Here is a 25,647-nt window from a genome sequence, read left to right on the forward strand (position 1 = left end):
ACCATGATGAGGAGACGACCCTTCCCGGTCCTGCTCCTGGTCCTCGTCGCCGCGGCCCTCGGGGCCGGGTGCGCGGGCATCCTCCCGGGCCCGCCGGCCGCCCCGCCGGCGATCGTCCCGGTCGAGGGGGCGAGCCTCAACGACCTCCCGGTCTACACCTTCCCCTTCGAGGATGGGGAGGAGACTCTCCGGATCGATCCCGATCCGGCGGTCTATGCCGGGGCGAAAGAGGCGGACCGGAGGCTCCACCTCTACAAAGACCTCCCGGAAGAGGAGTGGATCTCCATCTACTACCGGGCGTTCGAGAGCGAACCCCACCTCGAGCCCTTCTACGCGGACCTGCTCGCGGCCCTCCGCGGGATCCGGGACCAACAAGACCTCGACGACGACCGGTACCTCGAACTGATCGCCACGTTCGTGCAGTCCATCCCCTACAGGACCGACGCCTCGATCACCGAACCGAAGTTTCCCATCGAGACCTATGTGGACGGGGAAGGCGACTGCGACGACAAAAGCCTCCTCCTCGCCGGGCTCCTTGCACGGGAAGGCTACGGGGTCGCGCTCTTCTACTTCGGGGACGAGGCGCACATGGCGGTTGGCGTGCGGAGCGCCGGGTGCCACTACCGAAACACCACCTACGCCTACATCGAGACCACAAACACGAGTTACGTGGGCATCCCGCCTGCGGCCCTCTCGAACGGAACGGTCCTCTCCTCCGATCCGCTCGTGATCCCGGCCGGCGACGGGCCGCGCCTCTATGGGGGGTGCGACCAGGTCCGGACGATCGAACGCGCCCTCTCCTCATCCCTCGCCCGGGTTCGGGTGCTTGCGCCCGAACTTGCGGCGCGCGCACGGGAACTTGAGGCGGAGCGGGAGTCCCTCGAAGCCTTCGGTGCGCGGTTGAAAGCCCTCTCCCGGTCGGGGGAGAGCCAGGAGTACAGCCGCCTCGTCCCGGAATACAACCGGAAAACCCGGGAGTACAACGACGCGGCGCAGTCCTACAACGCCCTGCTCGCGGAGTCGAGGGCTGCCGTAGACGTCCATAACCACCTCGTCACCCACGCCCACGACCGGCCCGGGTCGTACCTCCGCGCCCGGGCGTATCTCGCGGAGTGATGCACGAAGGCTACCTCCAGACAATGTAGTGGGCCTCCGCCCCCTCTCCCCGGAACCGGGAGAGAGCGGTCTCGCAAGTACCTCGGGGAGATCTCGATGCCGATGAAGCGGCGGCCGGATCGGCGGGCAACAAGCGTCGTCGTCCCGGTTTGAGAACACGGCAACACTCCCGCCGGATACGCTTTTTCTCGTCCCGGTTCGGTATGCCTTCCCGCGGCATCCCGGTCTGGTCCTCCGGGGTGCCGTTGGATCGCGGGATGGCTTAAGCGTGGCCCTCTGCCTCAAGGGGAGTGCGGTTCGCCGGAGCAGCGATGCAGGTATACGCTGCTTTACGCATCTGGCTCCGCCGGATAATGGTCTGATACCGGGCGGCCCGCTCGGCGAGGCAGGCAAACGTGGTGAACGCAGTTCCTTCCATACAAAGAACAGGAGTGAGGTCGCTATTTAACCATGGGCCGTGCGGGGTGAAAGTGAAAGTCGGGGATGACAACCGGATTTTTGGGCTCCATTCCGCATTAATCCGGGGCATCGGAGGACGTTTATCGAAAATACCATTTATCTCCCGGATTTGCCCCCATAGCGGCTGAAACGGCAATTGTTCCGTTGGCAAGTGTTAATGTATCCCCTGACAAATACATGGAACGGAGTGCCGTATGCTGGATATCAGTGATTTGCACGTGAGCGTGGATAGCACCGAAGTGCTCCACGATATCAACCTCCACATCGGGCAGGGGGAGACCCATGTCCTGATGGGCCCGAACGGCTCGGGGAAGAGCACGCTGCTCAAAGCCGTCATGGGGTTCGGCGGCTACGCGATCACGGCCGGGTCTATCATATTCAAGGGAACGGATATCACCAACATGCCGATCCACGAGCGGGCCCACCTCGGGATCGGCATGATGTTTCAGCACCCGCCTGCAATATCCGGGCTGAAACTCGGGAAACTGCTTGCCGCCACATCCCATATGGGGGAAGACGCGATAGAGGCGCTCGCGCAGTCGGTCAACATGGAGCACTTCCTTGCCCGGGACATCAACGTCGGGTTCTCCGGCGGCGAGATAAAACGGAGTGAAGTCCTGCAACTGAAGGTCCAGCAGCCCGATTTCATCATGCTGGATGAACCGGAGAGCGGCGTCGACCTCGAGAACATGAACCTGATGGGCAAGGAGATCGCAGGTCTGCTCGAGAAAGACGTCCATATCGTCAACCGGCGCCGGAGCGGCCTGATCATCACCCACACCGGTTACATCCTCGATTATCTCGAGGCCGACCAGGGCCACGTGATGATCGACGGCCAGATACGGTGTCACGGAAACCCCCGCGAGATCCTGCGCGTAGTCAAAGAGAAAGGATACGGAGAGTGTCTGCGTTGCAAACAGATATAACCGACATGGAGCACCTCTCGATAGAAGACCGGGAACGCCTCGCCCTGACCGGCCTTGAGGTCGGGATGCAGAACCGGTGCGGGAGTTTCTTCCAGATCGACCAGAAGGTGGTCCAGACCACCTGCGGGGCCGAGGGGATCGAGATGCTCCCCATCAAGGCCGCCCTCGAGAAGTACGACTGGGTGAAGGACTACTACTGGAACGCCGTCTCAAAGGACAAGGACAAGTATACGCAGTACCTGGCAAAGCAGGAGAGCCCGCAGGGCCTCGTCGTCATCGCTCATGAGGGCGTGAAGGTCGCGATGCCCCTCCAGGCCTGCCTCTTCCTCCGCGAGGAGCCGGTGCAGCACGTCCACAACATCTTCATCGCAAGAGAGGGCTCAGAGATCCACATCATCTCCGGCTGCGCGAGCTCCTGGCAGAAAGAGCACGGAGCACACATCGGCGTGACCGAGATCTATGTCGGCAAAGGCGCCAGGGTCACGTCCACGATGATCCACAACTGGAACCCGGGGATCAGCGTCTTCCCGCGGAGCGCCACCATCATCGAGGAGGATGGCATCTTCCTCTCAAACTACGTCTGCATGCAGCCGGTTCACCAGATCAACATGTACCCGACGGCGCGCCTGGTCGGGAAGAACGCCGTGGCCCGGTTCTCGAGCATCGTCGTCGCGACCCCGGGCTCGCTCCTCGACCTCGGTTCCCGGGCCATCCTCGGCGCCGAACACACGAGCGCCGAGCTCATCACCCGGGCGATCACCACCGGCGGCACCATCATCTCCCGGGGCCACATCCTCGGCGAGAAGGATAACACGCGGGGCCACATCGAGTGCAAGGGGCTGATCCTGAAAGACGGCATCATCCACGCCATCCCCGAGATCGAAGGGACGCTGACCGGCACCGAACTCTCCCACGAGGCCGCGGTCGGCAAGATCGCCCGTCACGAGATCGAGTACCTCATGGCCCGGGGGCTCTCCGAAGAGGAGGCTACCGCAACCATTATACGCGGGTTCCTGGATGTCAAGATCAGCGGTCTGCCTGCCGTCCTGCAGAAGCAGATCGACGCCGCGATCGATAAAGCAGAATCCGGGTTCTGACGAAGAACAGGAGATGACGGTGAAGAAGAGATGACGGAGACCGACCCCTACCAGAGGGAGCGCGAGGAGATGGTGGAGTGCCAGATTCGGGCCCGGGGAGTCAGGGACGAACGGGTGCTTGCCGCGATGCGAAAGATCCCGCGCCACCTCTTCGTGCCGAAGGGCTGCGAGCGTGCCGCCTACGAGGACCGGCCGCTCCCGATCGGGGAGGGGCAGACCATCTCCCAGCCCTACATCGTCGCCGTCATGACCGAGCAGCTCGAACTCGCGCCGCAGGACCGGGTGCTCGAGATCGGGACCGGCAGCGGCTACCAGGCGGCGCTCCTCGCCGAGCTCGCCGGGACGGTCATCTCGATCGAACGCCTGGGGGGCGTCGCTGAGAGGGCACGCGAGAACCTCGCCCGGGCGGGGGTCACCGGTGTCAGGGTGGTCGTCGGCGACGGCACGAAGGGCTATCCCCCGGAAGCGCCCTACGACGCAATCATCGTCACGGCGGCATCGCCGGCCGTCCCGGAACCCCTGATCGACCAGCTCGCCGAAGGGGGACGGTTGATCGCTCCCATCGGCCCGCGAGACTGCCAGGACCTCATTAAACTCGTGAGAAGAGGAGGCGTGGTGGAGACGATCCCGCTCGGCGGCGTCTGCTTCGTGCCGCTGATCGGGCAGTTCGGGTGGCGGGGGGAAGGGTTCCTGTGATGATCTACGACATCACCCGCGACCTCTCGGCGGACGCAATCCTCTACCCGGGAGATATCCGGCCCCGGTTCCGCGAGATCGACAACGGGCAGTATCGCGTGACGGAGATGACCATCGGGACGCATTCCGGGACGCACATCGACGCGCCGTCGCACTACCTGGAGGGGGGCCGGACGGTCGACCAGATCCCGCTCGATGTCCTGACAGGATCGGCGCGGGTGCTCGACTGCAGCGACGTGGAGACGGTCATCGGTCCCGGCAGCCTCGCCGGGCGCCTCGCGGGCGTCCGGACGCTTCTCCTGAAGACATGGTTCTCGAGGCGGGAGCAGTTCGACCCCGGGTACCCGGCGCTCTCCCTTGAAGCGGCAGACCTCATCGTTGAAGCAGGGATCACCTGCCTTGGGACCGACGCACCATCGATCGAGGCGTTCAGCGGCGATGGTTCGGTCCACCGCCGGCTGCTCGGGAGCGGGATGGTCGTTCTCGAACTGCTCGACCTTGCAGCCGTGCCGGAAGGAGACTACCATATGGTGGCACTCCCGATGCGCCTTGCCGGCGCCGACGGGTCGCCGGTGCGGGCGATCCTCTGCAACAAAGATAGAGAGGAGTAGCATGAGTTTTTTCCACGATGCGATCAGGAGACTTGAGCATGTCCTCGCGGACAGCGGGTGCGAGGACGGTATCGTCGAACTCGGCGTGAACTACGACACGGACGTCTGCCAGTACCCGAGGGGAGTCTGCATGGAGGGGCACTTCGGCGGACAGATCGGGCAGTTCGTCACGAACGAGCCGGTCCGGGCCAGGACCCGGATCTCCTTCATGTTCGGCGCGCCGCTCACGGACCAGAAGCAGCGCGCGGCGGCGAGCGTGATCATCAACGCCGTCTCGGCGTTCCTCTGTCTCGCGCGGAAACTCCGCCCCTGCACCCCCGACTGCTACGCCCCCTGCCTTGCAGACCTCTCCCGCGAGATTGCCGGGAAACGCGTCTACCTTGTCGGCCCGATGCCGGTGCTCGAGCGGGCCTTCAAAGACCAGGTGGTCGATTCTCCGGAAGCTGCCGACCTCCTCCTGGTCGCCGGCGACGGCATGACGACAGACGCCGGAGTCGCCTGCATCGACGACTGCCGGGGGAAGAAACGGATAATCTTTCTCGGACCGTCGACCGCCGGGGTCAGCGGCCTCATCAATCTCGAGCACTGGTGCCCCTACGGGCGATGAATACCTTTTTTTAGGAAAGAAAGGATTATACAGGAGTATGCTATTCGGCTCTTCCGGAATCCGGCAGGAGTTCGGCCCCGGCCTCATCGATCTCGCGCTCCGCATCGGAGCCGCCGCTGCAGACGGCACACCGGGCATCGTCGTGGGCAGGGATACCCGCACAACAAGCGAACTGCTGGAGCATTGCGTCATCGCCGGTATGCTCTCGGCCGGTGCAACCGTCTTCACCTGCGGCATCGCGCCCACACCGACGGTCGCTTACGCGACGCGTGATGCGGATGCAGGGTGCATGATCACCGCCTCACACAACCCCGAGCCTTACAACGGGGTCAAACTGCTCAACCCCGACGGGTCGTCGTTCACCCGCCGGCAGCAGGCGGCGATCGAGGAGACGCTCGAAGGATCGCACTGGGAGGGGTGGGATAAGCAGGGGCACGTCTCTCCCGTCGATGCGCTTGCCATGCACCGGGATGCGATCCTCGGCGAAGTCAGCCTCTCCCGGCCGGTCACGGTCGTGCTGGACTGCGGCAACGGTGCGGGGAGCGTCATCACCCCCGATCTCCTTGGCGAGGCCGGGGCGACCGTCATCGGGCTGAACTGCAACGTCTCGGGCCGGTTCGCCCGTCCATCGGAACCGCTCGAGGCAAACCTCCCCTACATCGGCGAGATTGTCCGGAAGCGGGGAGCCGGGTGCGCGGTGATCCACGACGGCGACGCCGACCGGATGATGGCGTTCGACGAGCGGGGCCGCTACATCGACGGAGACCACCTCCTTATGCTCTTTGCGAAATACCTCGACCGGAAGCACGTGGTTACCACCGTCGATGCCTCGATGGCGATCGAGGAGGTTGCCGAGGTCCGCCGCACGCCGGTCGGCGACACCTTCGTCTCCGAAGAACTCCTCTCCTGGGGAGATTTCGGCGGAGAGGCGTCGGGGAGCTGGATCTTCCCCGGGCACTCTTACTGCCCGGACGGGATCTACGCCGCCGCCCTGCTCTGCGAGATCGCGTCGGAGTGGTCGATCGCCGAAGAGCTCGACCGGATGCCCCGGTATACCCTCCTCCGGGAGTCCTACCGCGTCGCCTCGCCCCGGGAGATCATGGCGGCGATCGGGGCCGACGAACCGACGCACGGGGTCCGCTTTGACGACGACGACGGCTGGTACCTGATCCGGGCAAGCGGCACCGAACCGAAGGTCCGGATCACGGCCGAAGGAAAGACGCCCGAAAAAGCAAAAGAGATGCTCGATGCGGGGCACACCGCCCTCGAGAGAGCGAAACGTGTTTCAGGAGAGAGGAGGAGTGAATAGTATGCAGTGTGTCGTTCTGGCAGCAGGAGAGGGGAAACGGATGCGCCCCCTGACCGCCCGGCGCCCGAAGGTGATGCTTCCCATCGCCAACCGCCCGATGATGGAACATCTGGTCGTCGCGGCCAGGGACGCAGGGATCACCGACTTCGTCTTCGTCGTCGGGTACTTCGAACGTGAGATCCGGAATCATTTCGGGGACGGCAGCGCTCTCGGCGTGAAGATCGCGTACGTCACCCAGCGGCACCAGCTCGGGACCGCAGACGCCCTCCGGGCGACGACAGGGATGGTCAACGGCCGGTTCCTCCTCCTCAACGGCGATATGGTCCTCAAGAGGAGCGATATCGAGAAACTCTGCCGGATGAGCGCCCCCTGCATGGGGATCCACGAGACGGACCACCCGCAGGACTACGGCGTGGTGACCGTGGAGGGGCGCCGCATCACCGGTCTTGAGGAGAAGTCGGAGCACCCGAAGAGCAACCTGATCAACGCGGGCGCCTACCTCTTCGACCCTGATATCTTCGACCTCCTCGCCGGGGTCAGGATATCGGGCCGGGGCGAGTTCGAGCTGACCGACGCCCTCGAGTCCTACATCAGGGAGGGAACGCTCGCCGCGCACCCGCTGGAATACTGGCTCGACGTCGGGCAGCCGTGGGACCTCCTCGACGCAAACGAGGCGCTCCTCTCCTCGTTGCACCACGAACAGGGCGGCACCGTCGAGGAAGGGTGCACCGTCCCCGACACGGTCAGCATCGGCAAAGGGACCATTATCCGGGCCGGGACCTACATCGAGGGGCACTGTGTCATCGGCGAGAACTGCGTCGTCGGCCCTCATGCCTATCTCCGGGGTTCAACCGCCATCGGCGATAACTGTCACATCGGGCACGCGACCGAGATCAAGAACTCCATCATCATGGCGTCCACGAACATCCCGCACTTCAACTACGTGGGCGACAGCATCGTCGGGAGCGGGTGCAACTTCGGCGCCGGCACCAAGGTCGCGAACCTCAGGCACGACAACGCGGCGGTGAAGGTCTGCGGGAAGACGACCGGCCGGAGGAAGTTCGGCGCCATCATCGGCGACAACGTCCTCTTCGGGATCAACTGCTCGGTCAACGTCGGGAGCCTCATCGGCAGCAACACGCGAGTAGCCCCCCACTCCCTCGTGGAGGGGTGCATCGAGGAAGGGTCGGTCATCAGGTGATATGATGCAGGCAGTCATCCTAGCAGCAGGAGAGGGGAGCCGCCTCCGGCCGCTCACGCGGAGCAAGCCCAAAGCCATGCTCCCGGTCGCAAACCGGCCGATCATCGAGTATGTCATCGACGCACTGTTGGAGAACGGGATCCGCGACATCGTCGTGGTGGTCGGGTACCGCAAAGAGGACGTCATCCGGCACCTCAACAAGCTCGACGCCCCGATCCAGGTCGTCGTGCAGGAACGGCAGCTCGGGACCGCGGACGCCCTCCGGGCGGCCGAATCGGAGATCACGGGCGACTTTCTCGTTCTCCCCGGCGACAACTACATCAACGCGGAATCGATCGCCCGGATCAAGAAGGAGCGAAACGCCATGCTCGTGGCCGAGCACCCGAGTCCCTCGAACTTCGGGGTCGTGGTGATCAGAAACGGCCTCGCCCGCGAGATCATCGAGAAACCCGAGGATGCCCCGACGTTCACGGTATCGACCGGAATCTACTCTTTTGCGCCCGACGTCTTCTCCTACCTCCGGACAAACGAGATCCCCGACGCCCTCGCCGCGATGATCGCGTCGGGCCGCCGGATACGCGCAATCCCGGCGGATGACTGGCAGGATGCCATCTACCCCTGGGACCTCCTGAAACTCAACAGCCGCATGCTCAAAGGGATCGCGCCCGAGATCGGCGGGACGGTCGATGCATCCGTCGTCCGCCGGGGCGCGGTGCGTATCGGCACCGGAACGACCGTCGGCCCGAACACCGTGATCTACGGCCCTGTCACCATCGGAGACAACTGCACCATCGGCCCGAACTGCGTGATCATGCCGGATGTGAGCATCGGCGACCGGGTGGAGGTTGAGCCGTTCACCTACGTCGGCGACTCGCTCATCATGAGCGACGCGAGGATCGGGTCCCATTCGAGGATCGTCTCGGCGGTCTTCGGCCAGGGATGCATCCTCGCCGACCACACCACCACCTATCCGTCAGCAAGCTTCATCGAGGTCGGGGAGCGGGTCCAGAAGGAGGAATTCGGCGCAGTCCTCGGCGACGGGGTCCGCGCGGCACCCTTCACAACATTTAAGAACTGCATTGCCGGTAACAATGTTACCATTGAACGGGGAAAGACAGTGGTCGGCCTCATCGAAGACGGCACCCGGGTGATGTAGATGTGCGGGATTGTCGGCTACATCGGAAGGCGGGACGCAACAGGGGTCCTGATCCAGGGGTTGAAGCGGCTTGAGTACCGGGGCTACGACTCGTTTGGCATCGCAACGGTCGGGAGCGCGATCGAGATCTACAAGAAGGTGGGCCGGATCTCCGACGGGGAGGCGGGGGCGGCCTATCTCGCCGGGTATACCGGGATCGGGCATACCCGGTGGGCCACCCACGGAGAACCGAGCGACATCAACGCCCACCCGCACACCGACTGCACGGGGAGGATCGCCCTGGTGCATAACGGGGTGATCGAGAACTACAGCGAACTGAAGCGGCAACTGCAGGGGCGGGGCCACACCTTCCGGTCCGAGACCGATACTGAGGTGATCGCCCACCTCGTCGAGGAGCGGTATGACGGCGATCTCCTCGCGGCGGTCAACGCAGTCCTCCCCCTGCTCGAGGGCTCGTATGCCGTCCTCGCGATTGCAGCGGACACCCAGAGAATCGTCGCCGCAAGGAACGCGAGCCCGCTCGTCCTCGGTGTCGGCGACGCCGAGGTCTTCGCCGCCTCGGATATGACGCCGCTTCTCGAGTATACCGAGCGCGTGGTCTACCTCGAGGACGGCGACATTGCCGATCTCACCCCCGACCGCTACACCATCTACCACGACGGCCGGGAGGTGGAGCGCCCGGTCGAGCTGATCAGCTGGTGCGTCGAGGATACCCGGAAGGGTGGGTTTGCCCACTACATGTTGAAAGAGATCTTCGAACAGCCCCAGTCCTTCTACGAGACCATCCGGGCGGGCATCGACGACCACGTGCGGCAGATGGTCACGGAGGCCGACGAGATCACGCTGGTCGCGTGCGGGACGTCCTACCACACCGCCCTTGTCTTCAAATACCTGGCCGAACCGCTCTGTAATCTCCCCGTGCGGGTCGAGATGGGGTCTGAGTTCAAGTATTTCACCCCGCCCCTTCACGGCCTCGTGATCGCGGTCTCGCAGTCGGGGGAGACCGCGGATACGATCGCCGCCCTCAAGATGGCGAAAGCCCGCAACTGTCCAACGCTTGCGATCACCAACGTGCAGGGGAGCACGGTCACCCGGGTTGCGGATAAGACCCTCCTGATGCGGGCCGGCCCCGAGATCGGCGTCGCAGCAACCAAGTCCTACACGGCGCAGCTTGCGGCGCTGATGCAGATCGTCAACGCGCGTTGCGACGGGGTGTTCGACGACGTCCTGTCGCACGCGCACCTCGCTATCGGCGAAGTCCTCATCCGCGAGATCAGGGAGGCGGTTGCCCTCTGTTCGAAGGCGGAGCACGTCTTTTTCGTCGGGAGGGGGCCGTTCTACCCGGTCTCGATGGAGGGCGCCTTGAAGATGAAGGAGATCAGTTACGTCCACGCCGAGGGGTATGCGGCGGGAGAACTCAAGCACGGGCCGTTCGCCCTCCTCACCGCGGAGACGCCGGTGGTCGCCATCTGCACCCCCGGACCGACCTACGATGTTATGGCTTCGAACATCAAGGAGATGAAAGCCCGCAAAGCCCCGGTCATCGCACTCGGGGTGGACGGCGATAAAGAACTCGCCGAGATCGTGGACATCTTCATCCCTATACCGAACACACACCTTCTGGTGCAGGTCCTGACCATATCGGTCGCCCTCCAGCTGCTTGCCTACCACACCGCGTGCGCCCTGCAGCGGGATGTCGACAAACCCCGGAACCTGGCAAAGAGCGTGACCGTTGAATGATTGAGTATGGACGTAACGCCCTCGGCGAAGGGGCGACGATATTTGAGCCGGTGACGCTCGGGTTTCCCTCCCGCGACCGGATGGGAGAGGAAGGCTACCCGGGCGTCACCATCGGGAGGAATGCGGTTCTCCGGTCGGGCACCGTCATCTACTGCGACGTCGTGATCGGCGACGCCTTCCAGACCGGCCATAATGTGCTGATCCGCGAGAAGACCACCATCGGCAACCGTGTCGCGATAGGGACGGCGGCGGTGATCGAGGGGGACTGCACGATCGGTGACGACGTCCGCCTCCAGAGCCTGGTCTACATCCCGACCGGCGCCCGGATCGGCGACCGGGTCTTCGTCGGCCCGAACGCCGTGCTGACGAACGACCGCTACCCGCCGGGCCCCCGCGAGGGGCTCCGCGGACCGGTGATCGGGGACGATGCCGTCATCGGTGCGAACGCGACGGTCCTTCCCGGCGTTGTCGTTGGGGAGGGGGCGTTCGTCGCCGCGGGCGCGGTGGTGACGAAGGACGTCCCGCCGGGGATGCTTGCGGTGGGCACGCCGGCACGGTTCCGGCCGCTGCCTCCGGGGGCAAGACGGTGACGCTGGAGATCCCCGTCGCCCGGCCGCTCGTCGGGGAGGAGGAGGTCGAGGCCGTCGGCCGCGTGATGCGGTCGGGGATGCTCGCCCAGGGGTCGGTCGTCACCGAGTTCGAATCGGGCTTTGCGGAGTACTGCGGTGCCCGGCACGCGGTCGGCGTCAACTCCGGGACGGCGGCGCTTCATGCAGCCCTCCTTGCCGCGGGCATCGGGTCCGGCGACTCGGTGATCGTCCCGGCGTTCACGTTCTTTGCGACGGCGTCAAGCGTCTCGATGTGCGGGGCGACCCCCCTCTTTGCGGACGTCGACCCCGCGACGTTCAACATCGACCCGGAATCGATCGCAGCCCTCGTCCGGCCCGACACCCGGGCAATCGTCGGGGTCCACCTCTTCGGGCAGCCGTTCGACGTCGGTGCCGTCCGCGATCTCTGTGATGACCATGATCTTACCCTGATCGAAGACGCGGCCCAGGCGCACGGCGCGGAGTATCACGGGAGAAGGGCGGGGAGCCTTGCCGACATCGGCTGCTTCTCGTTCTACCCGACAAAGAACATGACCACCGGGGAAGGGGGCATGGTTACGACCGACGACGACGCCCTTGCCGAGCGGGTCAGGCTCCTCATCAACCACGGGCAGAGCCGGAAGTACCTTCACTCGGTCGTCGGCTACAACTACCGGATGACGAACATCGCCGCCGCCATCGGCCTCGTGCAGCTCGACCGCCTCGAGGGGTTCAACGAGCGCCGGACCAGGAACGCCCGGTACCTTGACCACCACCTCACGGGCACGGGACTCGTCACGCCCCACGTGGCGCCGGGCGTCCGGCACGTCTACCACCAGTATGTGGTGAAGATCCCCGCCGGCTACCCGCTCACGAGAGACGCGTTCATGAGCGCGCTTGCGGATTGGGGGATCGGCACCGCCGTCCACTACCCCATCCCCGTCAACCGGCAGCCGGTCTACCGGAGTGCGTCCGGGGACGTCGTATGCCCGGTATCTGACGACCTTGCGGCCTCGGTCGTGAGCCTGCCCGTCCACCCGTCGGTGACGGACAATGAACTGGCGTACATCTGCGATGTGATCCGGGAACTCCGGGGCCCATAACTCGATACCCATGAGAATTCTGCTCGTCTCCACCCAGGACTACATCCACCACCCGATCCCCTCCAGGCACCACAATATCTTCGAGGAGCTCGCGACGCGGCATGAGATCCACGTCCCCCATTTCCACGTCAGCAGGGGAAAGGAACGTGAGACCCGCCTTCACGTCCACGAAGCGACGCGGTTTGCCGTCGAGAGCCCCTTCCTCCACTACACCTTGAACGCGCCCTGCCACTACCGGGTCATCCGCGGTATCATCCGCGACTACGATATCGACGTCGTCGTCGGCGCCCACGTCCTCGCGGGGACGGCGATGGTCCGTGCGGCGGAGAAGTCCGGCGTGCCGGTGGTCTTCGACCTCAAAGACTGGTTCCCTGACTCCGCCGCCGCTTACTACAAAAACCCGGCCGTGCAGTGGCTGCTCCGGGAAGGCGTCCTCGCCGTAACCCGCTACAACCTCAACCATAGCGATGTCATCACGACGGTCTCGCCCGGGCTTGTCGAGAAACTCCACAGCTACGGCTACGAGGCGGAACTGATCACGAACGGCGTCAACACCGACCTCTTCCGGCCGATGGACGGTGGGCAGATGCGCTCAGCCCTCGGGATTGCCCCGGACGCCTTCGTGCTCGGGTTTGCAGGCGCCGTCGAGCGGTGGTACGCCCTCGACGAGGTGATCCGGGCGCTCCCGGAGATCCTCGCGCGGCACGGGAACGCAGAACTCCTGATCGTCGGCGGTTCGCTCTTCACCGGCTACCTGGACGAACTGCGCGCCCTCGCGGCGGACCTCGGTGTCAGCCGGCAGGTGCACTTCACCGGCGCCGTCGACTACTGCGACCTCCCCGGCTACATCGCGCCGATGGACCTCTGCCTCATCCCGCTCTCGCCCCCCCAATGGGTCGATATCGCTCTCCCCAACAAGTATTTCGAGTACTCGGCCTGCGGGAAACCGATCCTCTCCACCCCCATCCCCGATATGCTCCGGATGGGCGGCGGCAGCATCGCCGTCTACCGGGAGAGAGAGGAGTTCATCGAGAAGGTTGACGAACTGGCCCACAACCCGGGCCGAACGCCCGCCGGCGTGGAGGAGCACAGCTGGAAGAAGAAGGCCGAGGCGTTCGAGAAGGTCTTTGCACGACTGACGTGAAAACTCCGGAAATCACTTCGTTTTTGAGCACCCCCGGCACGCCAAGGTTATTAATGGCTCGAAGGGATACTGGTTTGTAACAAGGAGGGTCCAATGGCTCACGTGGATCTCGGAAAATACCGACCGTATATAATCATAGGTTTTATCGTCCTGTTCACCCTGCTCGCGTTCTGGACGCGAGGTATCCCTTCAGAGGGTCTGGTGACCGCCGACGGCGTCAATCTCCTGGAAAACGACGCCTGGTACAATCTCCGTCAGGTCGAACAGACCGTCGCGAACTTCCCCGGCTACGCCTGGTTCGACGCGATGACACTCTACCCGACCGGCGACGTCATCTACTGGGGGCCGCTCTTCATCGAGATCCTATCGACGCTCTGCGTCCTCACCGGCGCAGCGACACGGCCGGAGATCATGGTGGTGGCGTCCTGGGTCCCGCCGCTGATGGGCGCGGCGATGGTGCCGGTCACCTACCTGCTCGGAAAGAAGATCGCGGACTGGAAGACCGGCCTCATCGCGGCAGGCCTCATCGCGGTCATCAGCGGGAACTACGCCTTTCGCTCCCTCTTCGGCTTCGTCGACCACCATATCGCGGAGACGCTCTTCTCGACGATCTTCGTCCTCGCCTACGTCACGGCGCTGCTCGTCACCCGCGACCACCCGTTCTCCCTCAAGGATCGCGGAACCCTCACGGTCGAGAGCCTGAAGGCCCCGGTGCTCGCCTCGACGCTCGCGGGCGTCGGGTACCTCCTCGGGTACTTCAACATGCCGACGATGATCCTCTTCGCGCTCATCGTGACGGCGTTCACCCTGATCCAGTTCCTCCTGGACTACTTCCAGGACCGGTCAAGCGACTATCTGGTCCTCGTGAACGTCGTCACCTTCGGTGTCGTGATCATCGGGACAGTGGCGTTCGGCTTCCCGCACCCCGGCTTCGACCTCTCCCGCTACACCGTCGGGCACGTCATCGCCTCCGCCGCCCTCATCGCAGGGACGCTCGCGCTCTACGGTCTTGCTACCTACCTCCGCGGGCGCCCGAAGTACTACTTCCCGGCAGCGCTCGCCGGCATCGCGGTCGTCGTCGTGGCGGCGCTCTCCATCGCCCTGCCTGACGTCTACAACCTCCTGATCGCAAGCCTCTTCGCGTTCTTCGGCGAGCAGCCGGTTACCACAACCGTCCTGGAGGCACGGGCCTGGTCGTTCGATATGGCCTGGGCAGCGTTCAACTGGGGCCTCCTCCTTATGGCGGGCGGGATCGCCTTCCTGCTCTGGTGGAGCCGCGAGAAGGTGAACCCCGCCCACGTCTTCATCCTCGTCTGGACGCTGATCATCCTCGCCTCGACGATGGCGCACGTCCGGTACGAGTATTACCTTGCTGTCAACGTCGCCCTGCTCTCCGCCGTCTTTGCAGGCGCAGTCCTGAACATAGGGTGGAAAGACGTCACGCGCTTCGCGGGAACGGCAACGTCAGCCGCTCATGCAAGCCCGGCAGCTGCGGAGAAGCGGGAAGAGCCGCCACGAAAGGGGAAGAAGGGAGGGAAAGCCCCGGAGGCCAGAAAGCCGAAGGCTTCCTCCAAAGACCAGCCGGACTACCTGAAAGCAGGAGCGTTCATCGCGGTCGTCGTCGTGACGCTCCTCTTCGCGGGGTGTTCCCTCCAGGCGAACATTGCCCTGGCGAACAACGCCAGGTACGGCGGCGTCGACTCGCAGTGGATGGAAGCGCTCGAGTGGATGGGTGCAAACACCCCCAACCCCGGTGTCGACTACACCGCCATCCTCGACCAGAACACCTTCACCTACCCTGAGGACGCCTACGGGGTCATGTCCTGGTGGGACTACGGCCACTGGATCACCCTCATCGCAAAACGAATCCCGAACAACAACCCCTTCCAGCACGGGGTTGCCGGCCCGAACGGATCGGCCCGGTACTTCGTCGCGACCGACGAAGAGACCGCGAACAAGATCCTCGACAACATCGGCACCCGCTACGTCGTCACCGATATCCAGCTCGATACCGGGAAGTTCCACGCCCCGGCGACCTGGGCAGACCCGGACGTGGGCAGGAGTCCTTTCGAACCGCAGTTCTTCGTCCCCACGAGTACGGCCGCGACGAGCTACCAGGCGGTGCCGTTCTACAGCCAGGAATACTACCTGACGATGGTCTCCCGCCTCCACAACTTCGACGGGTCCATGGCCGACCCGACGTTGCAGGTGATCTACGCCGAGTATCGCGACGCAGGCACGGCGAACGCCTCGCTCCCCGTCATCACGCGCACCGAGCAGATGAACGCCACCGCTGCGGCGGCGGCGGTGGAGGCATACAACAGGAACGCGCCGGCGGGCTCTCATGCCACGCTCCTGAACATGTACTACCAGTACCGGGGCGACTCGATCCTCCACCCGGTCGAACGGGTGCCGGCGCTCCAGCACTACCGGCTCGTCCACGAGAGCCCCCAGAACGTCTACGGCACCACCGGCGCGAGCGGGCCGGACCTCAAAGCCGTCAAGATCTTCGAGTACGTCCCGGGAGCTCACATCAAGGGCAACGGGATCATCGAGGCGCCGGTCGTGACGAACACCGGTCGGGCGTTCACCTACCGGCAGGAGAGCGTAAACGGCACATTCATTGTCCCGTATGCGACGTCCGGGTGGTCGGGCGAGGTGAAGACGACGGGACCGTACCGGATCGTGGGCACCGGGCAGACGTTCGACGTCACCGAAGAAGATATCCTGCAGGGACGCACCATCAATTAAAACGAGGATGCGCTCTTCGGTCATTTACGGTGACGTCTTTACCCGGCACGACATGGAGGCTCACCCCGAGTCGGGCTCCCGGTTGCGGGTAGCCCTCTCGGGAGTTCCCGACAACGTGCGATGGCGTGCCCCGGTCCTGGCCACCGAAGATGACCTGGAGCGGGTCCACGATCCCCGCTACATCCGGTGGGTGCAACAGATGGCAACGGGAACCTGTTTTTAGACCCAAACACCTACGTCGCCTGCCACTCTTTCGACGTGGCATCCTACGCCGCCGGGTCGACCTGTGCAGCGGTGGAGCGCACACTCGACGGCGAGCGCCTCTTCGCTCTGGTCCGCCCGCCGGCATAGAGGAGCACAGCTGGAAGAAGAAGGCGGAAGCGTTTGAGAAGGTCTTTGCACGACTGACGTGAAAATCCCGAGACTCACCCTATTTTCCAGCACCGCGGATACGCCAATATTATTAATGGTTCGAAGGGAAACAGGAACGTAGCAAGGAGGGTCCGATGGCTCACGTGGATCTCGATAAGTATCGACCATATATCATCATTGGTGTTATCGTTCTGTTCACCCTGCTCCCGCTCTGGGTACGGGGTTTCATTCCGGCGGCTGACATGGTGACCCCCGAAGGGGTCAATCTCCTCGGCAACGACCCCTGGTATAGTGTCCGTCAGGTCGAGCAGACCGTCGCGAACTTCCCGAACTACGCCTGGTTCGACGCCATGACGCTCTACCCGAGCGGCGACGTCGTCTACTGGGGATCGCTCTTCGTCCAGATCATATCGGCGCTCTGTGTGCTTGTCGGCGCAACGACGCGCCCCGAGATCATGGTGGTGGCATCCTGGGTCCCGCCGCTGATGGGCGCGGCGATGGTGCCGGTCACCTACCTGCTCGCGAGAAAGATCACGGACTGGAAGACCGGCCTCATCGCGGCAGGCCTCATCGCGGTCATCTCCGGGAGCTTCGCCCACCGCTCCCTCTTCGCCTTCGTCGACCACCACATCGCAGAGACCCTCTTCTCGACGATCTTCGTCCTCGCCTACATCACGGCGCTGCTTATCTCCCGCGACATATCGCTCTCCAGGAAGAACCTCGAAACCCTGAAGATGCCGGCGATAACGGCGGCCGCGGCCGGCGTCGCCTACCTCCTCGGTTTCTTCAACATGCCGACGATGATCCTTCTCGCGCTCATCGTGGCGGGGTTCACCCTGATCCAGTTCCTCCTGGACTTCTTCCAGGACCGGCCGAGCGACTACCTGATCCTCGTGAACGCCGTGACGTTCGGCGTGGTGATCGTCGGTACGGCGGCGTTCGGTTTCCCGCACCCCGGCCTCGACCTCTCCCGCTACACCGTCGGGCACGTCGTCGCCTGCGCCGCCCTCATCGCAGGCACGCTCGCGCTCTACGGGCTCTCGGTCTACCTCCGGGGGCGCCCGAAGTATTATTTCCCGGCCGCCATTGCGGGCCTCGCGGCCGTCGCCGTCGCGGTGCTCTCCATCGCCCTGCCGGACGTCTACAACCTCCTCATATCGAGCCTCTTCGCCTTCTTCGGTGAGGCGCCCGTCACCACGACCGTCCAGGAGGCGCGGGCCTGGTCGTACGAGGCGGCCTGGGCGACGTTCCACTGGGGCCTCGTGCTCGCGGCCGGCGGCGCTGCCGCCCTGCTCTGGTGGAGCCGCGAGAAGGTGAACCCGGCCCACGTATTCATCCTCGTCTGGACGGCGGTCATCCTGGCATCGACCGCCGCGCACGTCCGCTACGAGTACTACCTCGCGGCAAATATCGCGCTGCTCGCCGCGGTCTTTACCGGGGCGGTCCTCGAAGCAACCTGGAAGGACGTCGCGCGCCTCTTTGGGGCGAGGAGCGGCGGGGCACCTCAAAGCCCCGGGGCCGGCGAGAAACGGGAGGAGCCGCCGCGGAAGGGAAAGAAGGGAGCAAGAGCCCAGGATACCCGGAAAACGAAAGCCTCGTCGAGAGATCAGCCGGACTACATCAAGGTCGGAGCCTTCGCCGCGGTCGCCGTCATCACGCTCATCTTCGCCGGAACCTCACTCCAGACCAACCTCGCCTATGCCGCCGGTGCGAAGTACAGCGGCATCGACTCGCAGTGGATGGAGGCCCTGGAGTGGATGGGCGCAAACACTCCCGACCCCGGGGTCGACTTCCACGCCATCTACGACCAGGATACGTTCACCTACCCCGAGGGGTCCTACGGCGTCATGTCCTGGTGGGACTACGGGCACTGGATCACCTTCGTCTCAAAGCGGATCCCGAACAACAACCCCTTCCAGCACGGGGTCGCCGGGCCGAACGGATCGGCGACCTACCTCGTCTCGACTGACGAGGAGGCCGCGAACCGGATCCTCGACAACATCGGCACCCGCTACGTCGTCACCGATATTGAGCTCGACACGTTGAAGTTCCACGCGCCGGCGACGTGGGCAGACCCCGGCGTGGGGAAGGGCCGGTATGAGCCGGAATTCTTCATCCCCGTGAGCGCGGGCTCGACGAACTACCAGGCGATGACGTTCCACAGCCAGCAGTACTACCTGACGATGATCTCGCGCCTCCATAACTTCGACGGATCCATGACCGACCCGGCATCGCAGGTGATCTACGCCGAGTACCGTGACGCGGGCACGGCGAACGCCTCTCTCCCGGTCATCACGCGCACCGAGCAGATGAACGCCACCGCTGCGGCGGCGGCGGCGGAGGCCTACAACAAGAGCGCACCGGCAGGATCTCACGCGACGCTCCTGAACTGGTACTACGAGTACCGGGGAGACTCGCTCCTCCACCCGGTCGAGCGGGTGCCGGCGCTCCAGCACTATCGGCTCGTCCATGAGACGCCCAAAAACGTCTTCACCAACGTCGGCGCGAGCGGGCCGGACCTCAAAGCCGTCAAGATCTTCGAGTACGTCCCGGGAGCTCACGTCAAGGGCAACGGGATCATCGAGGTGCCGATCACGACGAACGCCGGCAGGACGTTCACCTACCGGCAGGAGAGCGTGAACGGCACGTTCATTGTCCCGTATGCGACGTCCGGGTGGTCGGGCGAGGTAAAGACGACGGGACCGTACCGGATCGTGGGCACCGGGCAGACGTTTGACGTCACCGAAGAAGATATCCAGCAGGGGCGCACCATCAACTAAAACGAGGATGCGAGCTTCGGTCATCTACGGTGACGTCTTCACCCGGCACGATATGGAGGCGCACCCCGAGTCGGGCTCCCGGTTACTGGGGGCCCTCGCCGGAGTCCCCGATACTGTGCGGTGGCATGCCCCGGTCCGCGCTACCGAGAGAGACCTGGAGCGGGTCCACCGTCCCCAGTATATCCGGTGGGTGCAGGAGATCGCACGGGGGACCTGTTTTTTAGACCCGAACACCTACGTCACCTGCCACTCCTTCGATGCGGCGTCGTACGCCGCCGGGTCGACCTGTGCAGCGGTGGAGCGGACACTCGACGGCGAGCACCAGTTCGCCCTGGTCCGCCCGCCGGGCCACCACGCCGAACCCGACCGGGCGATGGGGTTCTGCATCTTCAACAACGCCGCCGTCGCGGCGGCGAAAGCTCTTCTGTCGGTTGACCGGGTCGCCATCGTGGATTGGGACCTGCACCACGGCAACGGCACGCAGACGGCTTTTTACGGGAGCGACCGGGTGCTCTTCTGCTCGGTGCACGAGGCCGACAGTTTCCCGAAGACCGGGTGGGTGGACGAGATCGGCACCGGTGCCGGCCGGGGCTACACCTTGAACGCCCCGCTCGCGGCAGGGTCCACCATCGCCGATTACCAGCACGTCTTTGACGAGGTCTTCGTCCCGGCGCTCGCCCGGTTCCGGCCCGACGTCCTGATCGTCTCGGCCGGGCAGGACGCCCTCTCCGACGACGAGCACGGGCGGATGGACCTTGAGCCCGAAGACTACAGCGTGCTCGCCGGGATGCTGATCGACGGCACGGATCTCCCCCTCGCCCTGACCCTCGAAGGCGGGTACGGCCCGTCGCACGGGAAGGCGATCGCCGCGATATTCCGGGCACTCTCGGGGAAGCGGCCCACGCCCGCAGAGAGATCCCTGCACCGGACCACGAAGAGGGTTGTCGAGATCTTAAAGAAAGTCCGGTTCTGTTGAGGGAAACCCCCACGGCCGCCGCGTGCGTTCGTGGTGATGCGGTCTTGCGCGCCGCCGCGAAGGGAAGGTTCAGCCCCGCGGGAACGCAGGGCTCGGAGCCATGAGGTTGCCGGTTACCGCCATCGTGCCCCCCGTTCATCACGATTGCAGCGATTCCCAATAGCCAGTGCCTTCAAGGGCAGAGAGTACCGCCCGGATTTCACACGACGGATACACTCCCTGTCCGTTCCGGAAGGTTGTATCGGCGGCACGCCCGGCGCCGGGCGGGGAGGGGACAGGCCCGGAGACATGGATCCGGTCCTCCGTCCGCCCTGAACCAGCGCATGACAGGCGTATCCCGGGGAACATATCAGTAACGGAACCAGGGTCTGGAATGCTCGTGCTCCCCGGGCACGGGCTTGCTCTCCCCTGCCTACCCCGGAAAACCGACATCTGCGCCGCTCCCGGGGCACGGCTTCCCACTGGCTATTGCAAGCACTGCCCCCGCCCCCACCCGGGGCGGGGGGTGCCGGAGAGCAGCGTATGAGTAGCCCGCCTGCGGGGAGGGGAGATCCCGCGGCATCTTCCGGGCGTTTCCCCGCCGGAGAGCCCATCACTCCTGCGCGGAGCGTTTCCGGTCGGGGTCCATGTAGGAGACCTCGAACCCGGGAACGACGACCCGCACCACCGGCACCGGGGTTCTTGAGAGGTCGCAGACACAGACCCGGTCCGTATAGGGGCTGACCTCTCGAAGCACCCGCTCGATGTCGAGATCGAACCGGCGGGTGCTCACGTCGGGGACATCCCCGATATCGATGGCCTCTGCGGCGGCAAACCACATCCGGTTGATCCGCTTCAGCCGCTCGTACCCCGCCTTCCGGATGACCATCTCCCGCCGGGGATCGGTGCGGCCGCCCTGGAGGTAACTCCCGCGGCTCTGGGCAACCTCGGTCAGGGCGCGGAGCGCCGCAATCTCCGGGCATGCGTGTGTCCCCGACCCGATGACGATCATCGCCGGGTCTTTCGTGACGGTATCATCCGCGGCGGCCGCGACGGTGGGGATGCCGGTCCTCCCGTCGAGCAGCCAGAGGTGGATCCCGATACCGTTCTCCTCGAACCGGTCGAGGATCTGCCGGGCAGCGCAGTCACCCCCGATGACGAGGCGGCGGCCGAGATCGCGCTTCTGGTCGGCGAGGCTGAGCGCGTCCCGCTCGATCACCTCAAAGAGGGCGTGCAGGATCGCCTCCTCCATGACGTTTCCCGATCCAAGCCCGTTCGAGTCACTCCGGAAAAGCGGTACAGTCATCCCGAGCGAGTCATAAGGGTGGAAGACGGCGTTGCTCGGGACATAGACCTCCTCGTCGTTCAGGATATCCCACGCCGGCGTCCAATGGACCTTCTCCCCCTGCTCGAGTTTGCGCGGGAGGAACAGGTCCTCAGGGTGCACCGCCCGCCCGGGACCGATCTCTTCGTAGGTCGCATACTCCATCCGGTCACCCCGGTACTCGGCGCAGTACCGCTCGAGCGCCTCCATCATCGCCGAGACCCGGGCGTGGACGGGCTCCTTTCCCTTCCCCGCGTGGACGCGGACCGCCCCCCGGGCCGCTCCCGGCCGGACCGCCGCAAAGACCGGGATCCCGAGGCGGTCAAGAGGGGTCACATCGACGATCTCCGTAACACCGATCTCTGCCATCAACGGCTCCACGGCAGCACAGGTCCCCTCGGGAGACCGGGAACGGTGCGTTCCGTCAAAGTACTCTTTCTCTACCGGACGAATCGTGATTGCCATTCAAGATACCTTGGAGGTGATACCTTAATAGTATGGCAGATGTACCCTACCAACGTATGAGCACGGATGACGTAGCAGTGGGGGCAGTCGTCCGGTACCCCCGCACCGGCACGACCGGAAAGGTCCTCCGGGTTGAGGAGATCGACGGCCGGCAGTATGCCGAACTCGACAGCACCGGACTCTACTACCGGGTGGACGAGCTGGTCGGCGCCGACCGCACGACCGGACAGGTGGAGAGAGAGGAGCGCTCCCTGGAGGACTACCTCAAGGAGCATAAGGAACTCAAAGAGCAGCTGGAAAAGGTGTGGGAGAAGGGGACCGACCAGAGCTGTGAAGGCGGCGGGTGAACCATCCTCCGCTACCTTTTTCATCGGATCGTAGCGCGGAACCCCCCGTCTCAACCGGGGCAGTTGATCCCCGGTTGAGATTAACCCTCGATCGGTATGGTGGTGAGTTTCACCGCCTCGACGCCCTTCTGCGCCATCAATCGTTCTGTGATATCCTTCAGCACCGTCCCGTCTCCGCGGATCAGGATGACCTCAAGGCACTTGCTGTGGGTCACGTGCGAGTGAAGGGACGCCTGGATGATATGGGCATACTGGTGCTGGATCTCGGTGAGCGTCTGGAGCAGCCCCCGCTGGTCATGGTCGTAGACCATGGTGATGACGCCCTGGCGCTCTCCTTTCACATCGGAGATCCACTGGTAATGAGTGATATAACTCCGTATTGAGTCCCGTATCCCTTCTGAACGGGAGGAGTACCCCCGGAGGCTCAGGATCTCGTCGAATTTATCAAGAAGATTCTTGGGTAGAGAGATCCCGATACGTGAAAGTTCGGTATCACCTGACATACTGTAACCAGTTCTCATATCTCTATTCATAGGGTATAAATTTTCGCTAACATCAGGGTGCATTATTCACACTTCGTATGCTCCTGGGGTGACAGCAGACGAGAGGCCGCCCGGGTGCGCGATAAGAATGCGACCCGGGGCCAAAGAGATGATCCCCACCGATTATGTATAAGTAGTGTCACTCTATATTGGATAAGGAGGTTCGAAAACTTTTGCGAGATGCATTCATTCCCGGTGTCAATATTGGGCTCGTGGGTCATGTCGATCACGGCAAGACCACCCTGGTCAGCGCGCTGACCGGTACCTGGACTGACCGGCACAGCGAGGAGATCAAGCGCGGCATCTCCATCCGGCTCGGTTACGCGGATACAACTTTTTACCGGTGCGAGAAGTGTGAGGGGGCGGAGGCCTATACCTCCCAGCCCGAGTGCCCGAACTGTGGAGGAAAAGCGGTCCCGTTCCGGACGGTCTCGTTCGTCGACGCTCCCGGCCACGAGACACTGATGGCGACGATGCTCTCCGGTTCGGCGCTGATGGACGGCGCGATGCTCGTTATCGCTGCAAACGAGGTCTGCCCGCAGCCCCAGACCAAGGAGCACCTGATGGCGCTCGAGCTGATCGGCATCAAAAAGATCGTCATCGTCCAGAACAAGATCGATGTGGTCACCCAGGCAGAGGCGCTCGAGCACTACAAGCAGATCAAACGGTTCATCAAAGGCACGATCGCCGAGAACGCACCCATCATCCCGGTCTCCGCACAGAAAGGCGTCAATATCGGTGCCCTGATCCAGACCCTTGATTCGGTCGTCCCGGAGCCTGCCCGCAACCCGGAGATAGACCCGGTGCTGTTCGTCGCACGATCGTTTGATATCAACAAACCCGGCTGCAGCTGGCGGGACGTGAAGGGCGGCGTCATCGGAGGCTCGCTCATCCGCGGCGTCCTGCACGAGGGTGACGACATCGAGATCCGGCCCGGGCGGCAGGTCCAGGTGGAGAACCGGATGAAGTGGGAGCCCGTCGAGACGAAGATCACCTCCATCAACGCCGGCAAGATCCGGGTGACCGAGGCCGGGCCCGGGGGTCTCCTTGGCGTTGCGACGAAACTCGATCCGGCGCTGACGAAGAGCGACGCCCTCGCCGGGCAGGTGGCCGGGCTCGTGGGGAGACTGCCGCCGGTATGGGAACGGTTGAAGTTCGACGTCACGCTCATGGACCGGGTGGTCGGTGCGGACAGCGAGCAGATCATCGAGCCCCTGAAGCATAAAGAGCCGCTGATGCTCTCGGTCGGCACCGCCGTCACCGTCGGGGTGATCGTGAACACGAAGAAGAACCAGGTGGAGGTCCAGCTGAAGCGGGCGGTCTGTGCAGAGGTCGGCGCACGGATTGCCATCAGCAGGCAGGTCGGCGGGCGATGGCGGCTGATCGGCATGGGCGTTCTGGTCGAGTGAGGGTGCTCCTCGATACGAACGCCCTCCTGATGCCGGCCCAGTTCGGGGTTGACCTGTATGACGAGCTCCTGGCCCTCTTCGGGGACTTCGAGCCGATCACGCTCGAAGAGGTGGTCGGTGAGCTCTCGGGGCTTGCCCGGGGCCGGGGTCGCGATGCGGCTGCCGCCCGCGTGGGTCTCGCGCTGGTCCGGCGTTCGACGGTCGTGCCGAGCGGCAGTACCGCCGAAGGCGTGGATAACCGGGTGATCGAGTATGCCCGGCGGGAAGGGTGTACCGTGGTGACGAACGACCGGGAACTCCGGAACGCTCTCCTTCGTGAGGGAGTCGACGTCGTTTCGATGCGAAGACAGAAGACGTTGGAGTTGCTGAGGGGATAAATTATGTATTATAAGATGACGCTGGAGGACAAGGTGCGGGTTCCGCCCCACCGCCTCGGGGAGGACCTGGAGAAGGTTATCCTCAATGTACTGCAGGAACAGCTGGAAGGCAGCATCGCAAAGGAGATCGGTATCTTCATCGCGGTCACAAAGATCCTTAATGTCGGCGAAGGGGAGCTGATCCCCGGGGATGGTGCCGTCTACTACGATGTCAGGTTTGAGGCGGCGGTGCTCCGCCTGGGGCTCCAGGAGGTGATCGAGGGCGAGGTGGTCGAGACGACAAGTTTCGGCGCGTTCGTCAGCCTCGGGCCGATCGACGCCATGCTCCACGTGAGCCAGATATCGGACGAATACATCAATTACGACGAGAAGAACGGCAGACTGATCTGCCAGGACTCGAAGCGGTACATTGCCGTTGGCGACGGCGTCCGGGCCCGGGTCGTTGCGCTCTCGTTGAACGAGCGCGAACCCCGGGAGAGCAAGATCGGCCTCACCATGCGGCAGCCGGGGCTCGGCACCTCGGTCTGGCTGGAAGAGGACCTTGCAGAGGAGAAGCAGAAAGGAGCGGCATAA

Annotated in this window: 24 protein-coding genes; 21 read left to right on the forward strand and 3 right to left on the reverse strand. The window is 64.1% G+C overall.

The annotated features are described in order from the left end of the window. Positions 1-3 precede the first annotated feature (3 nt). Entirely contained in the window at positions 4-1,116 is a 1,113-nt protein-coding gene (locus QZ408_RS06445) for a hypothetical protein (protein ID WP_292490407.1), read from the forward strand. 262 nt (positions 1,117-1,378) lie between these two features. Here QZ408_RS06445 and QZ408_RS06450 read toward each other — a convergent pair whose 3' ends face one another. Then, a complete protein-coding gene (locus tag QZ408_RS06450) occupies positions 1,379-1,534 on the reverse strand; it encodes a hypothetical protein (RefSeq protein WP_292490408.1) in 156 nt (51 codons plus the stop codon). Between the two features lie 235 nt (positions 1,535-1,769). Here QZ408_RS06450 and QZ408_RS06455 point away from each other — a divergent pair, with 235 nt between their 5' ends. The 16 genes from QZ408_RS06455 (at position 1,770) to QZ408_RS06530 (ending at position 20,631) form a co-directional block, all read left to right on the forward strand. After that, positions 1,770-2,501 (forward strand): ABC transporter ATP-binding protein, encoded by a 732-nt coding sequence (locus QZ408_RS06455; protein ID WP_292490409.1) that lies wholly within the window; start codon positions 1,770-1,772, stop codon positions 2,499-2,501. A 5-nt stretch (positions 2,502-2,506) separates the two neighbouring features. Next, on the forward strand, positions 2,507-3,598 hold the full coding sequence (locus tag QZ408_RS06460) for a SufD family Fe-S cluster assembly protein (RefSeq protein ID WP_292490410.1): 1,092 nt from the start codon (positions 2,507-2,509) through the stop codon (positions 3,596-3,598). 30 nt (positions 3,599-3,628) lie between these two features. Beyond that, a complete protein-coding gene (locus tag QZ408_RS06465) occupies positions 3,629-4,294 on the forward strand; it encodes a protein-L-isoaspartate(D-aspartate) O-methyltransferase (RefSeq protein ID WP_292490411.1) in 666 nt (221 codons plus the stop codon). Continuing rightward, positions 4,294-4,905, forward strand: a complete 612-nt coding sequence (locus QZ408_RS06470; protein ID WP_292490412.1) for a cyclase family protein — start codon at positions 4,294-4,296, stop codon at positions 4,903-4,905. Before QZ408_RS06465 ends, QZ408_RS06470 begins: the two co-directional genes overlap by 1 nt. Position 4,906: 1 nt before the next feature. Next, positions 4,907-5,512 carry a hypothetical protein gene (locus tag QZ408_RS06475; RefSeq protein WP_292490413.1) on the forward strand — a complete coding sequence of 202 codons (606 nt, stop codon included), beginning with the start codon at positions 4,907-4,909 and terminating at the stop codon, positions 5,510-5,512. Positions 5,513-5,549: 37 nt separating this feature from the next. Then, entirely contained in the window at positions 5,550-6,821 is a 1,272-nt protein-coding gene (gene glmM, locus QZ408_RS06480) for a phosphoglucosamine mutase (RefSeq protein ID WP_292490414.1), read from the forward strand. Position 6,822: 1 nt separating this feature from the next. Further along, a complete protein-coding gene (glmU, locus tag QZ408_RS06485) occupies positions 6,823-8,022 on the forward strand; it encodes a bifunctional sugar-1-phosphate nucleotidylyltransferase/acetyltransferase (RefSeq protein WP_292490416.1) in 1,200 nt (399 codons plus the stop codon). A 1-nt stretch (position 8,023) separates the two neighbouring features. Beyond that, positions 8,024-9,178, forward strand: a complete 1,155-nt coding sequence (gene glmU / locus QZ408_RS06490) for a bifunctional sugar-1-phosphate nucleotidylyltransferase/acetyltransferase (RefSeq protein ID WP_365995680.1) — start codon at positions 8,024-8,026, stop codon at positions 9,176-9,178. After that, positions 9,179-10,918, forward strand: coding sequence for a glutamine--fructose-6-phosphate transaminase (isomerizing) (gene glmS / locus QZ408_RS06495; protein WP_292490417.1), 1,740 nt, complete (start codon positions 9,179-9,181; stop codon positions 10,916-10,918). Further along, positions 10,915-11,508, forward strand: a complete 594-nt coding sequence (locus QZ408_RS06500) for an acyltransferase (RefSeq protein WP_292490418.1) — start codon at positions 10,915-10,917, stop codon at positions 11,506-11,508. Before glmS ends, QZ408_RS06500 begins: the two co-directional genes overlap by 4 nt. Positions 11,509-11,510: 2 nt before the next feature. Further along, positions 11,511-12,608 (forward strand): DegT/DnrJ/EryC1/StrS family aminotransferase, encoded by a 1,098-nt coding sequence (locus QZ408_RS06505; protein ID WP_292490497.1) that lies wholly within the window; start codon positions 11,511-11,513, stop codon positions 12,606-12,608. A gap of 10 nt (positions 12,609-12,618) precedes the next feature. Beyond that, entirely contained in the window at positions 12,619-13,752 is a 1,134-nt protein-coding gene (locus tag QZ408_RS06510; protein WP_292490419.1) for a glycosyltransferase, read from the forward strand. A gap of 93 nt (positions 13,753-13,845) precedes the next feature. Then, complete coding sequence (locus QZ408_RS06515; protein ID WP_292490420.1) at positions 13,846-16,503, forward strand: oligosaccharyl transferase, archaeosortase A system-associated; 2,658 nt, start codon at positions 13,846-13,848, stop codon at positions 16,501-16,503. A gap of 186 nt (positions 16,504-16,689) precedes the next feature. Beyond that, on the forward strand, positions 16,690-16,854 hold the full coding sequence (locus QZ408_RS06520) for a hypothetical protein (protein WP_292490421.1): 165 nt from the start codon (positions 16,690-16,692) through the stop codon (positions 16,852-16,854). Between the two features lie 155 nt (positions 16,855-17,009). Next, positions 17,010-19,655 carry an oligosaccharyl transferase, archaeosortase A system-associated gene (locus QZ408_RS06525; protein ID WP_292490422.1) on the forward strand — a complete coding sequence of 882 codons (2,646 nt, stop codon included), beginning with the start codon at positions 17,010-17,012 and terminating at the stop codon, positions 19,653-19,655. 7 nt (positions 19,656-19,662) lie between these two features. Next, positions 19,663-20,631, forward strand: a complete 969-nt coding sequence (locus QZ408_RS06530; RefSeq protein WP_292490423.1) for a histone deacetylase — start codon at positions 19,663-19,665, stop codon at positions 20,629-20,631. Positions 20,632-21,223: 592 nt separating this feature from the next. Here the strand turns inward: QZ408_RS06530 and QZ408_RS06535 are convergent. Beyond that, positions 21,224-22,399 carry a YcaO-related McrA-glycine thioamidation protein gene (locus QZ408_RS06535; protein ID WP_292490424.1) on the reverse strand — a complete coding sequence of 392 codons (1,176 nt, stop codon included), beginning with the start codon at positions 22,397-22,399 and terminating at the stop codon, positions 21,224-21,226. 56 nt (positions 22,400-22,455) lie between these two features. Between QZ408_RS06535 and QZ408_RS06540 the strand changes: the two genes are divergently transcribed. Further along, positions 22,456-22,746 carry a DUF2098 domain-containing protein gene (locus QZ408_RS06540; RefSeq protein ID WP_292490425.1) on the forward strand — a complete coding sequence of 97 codons (291 nt, stop codon included), beginning with the start codon at positions 22,456-22,458 and terminating at the stop codon, positions 22,744-22,746. Positions 22,747-22,826: 80 nt separating this feature from the next. On the opposite strand, the gene nikR is transcribed toward QZ408_RS06540, so the two are convergent. Beyond that, a complete protein-coding gene (nikR, locus tag QZ408_RS06545) occupies positions 22,827-23,249 on the reverse strand; it encodes a nickel-responsive transcriptional regulator NikR (protein WP_292490426.1) in 423 nt (140 codons plus the stop codon). Positions 23,250-23,461: 212 nt separating this feature from the next. On the opposite strand from nikR, the gene QZ408_RS06550 reads away from it, so the two are divergent. The 3 genes from QZ408_RS06550 to QZ408_RS06560 are packed head-to-tail and all read left to right on the forward strand — an operon-like array spanning position 23,462 to position 25,647. Then, the gene (locus tag QZ408_RS06550) at positions 23,462-24,697 is read left to right on the forward strand and encodes a translation initiation factor IF-2 subunit gamma (protein ID WP_292490427.1); all 1,236 of its coding nucleotides are present in this window, start codon (positions 23,462-23,464) and stop codon (positions 24,695-24,697) included. Further along, entirely contained in the window at positions 24,694-25,074 is a 381-nt protein-coding gene (locus tag QZ408_RS06555; protein ID WP_292490428.1) for a PIN domain-containing protein, read from the forward strand. Before QZ408_RS06550 ends, QZ408_RS06555 begins: the two co-directional genes overlap by 4 nt. A gap of 3 nt (positions 25,075-25,077) precedes the next feature. Further along, complete coding sequence (locus QZ408_RS06560; protein WP_292490429.1) at positions 25,078-25,647, forward strand: DNA-directed RNA polymerase; 570 nt, start codon at positions 25,078-25,080, stop codon at positions 25,645-25,647.

The organism is Methanoculleus sp. 10 (genome assembly GCF_913757945.1).
Classification (GTDB): Archaea; Halobacteriota; Methanomicrobia; order Methanomicrobiales; family Methanoculleaceae; genus Methanoculleus.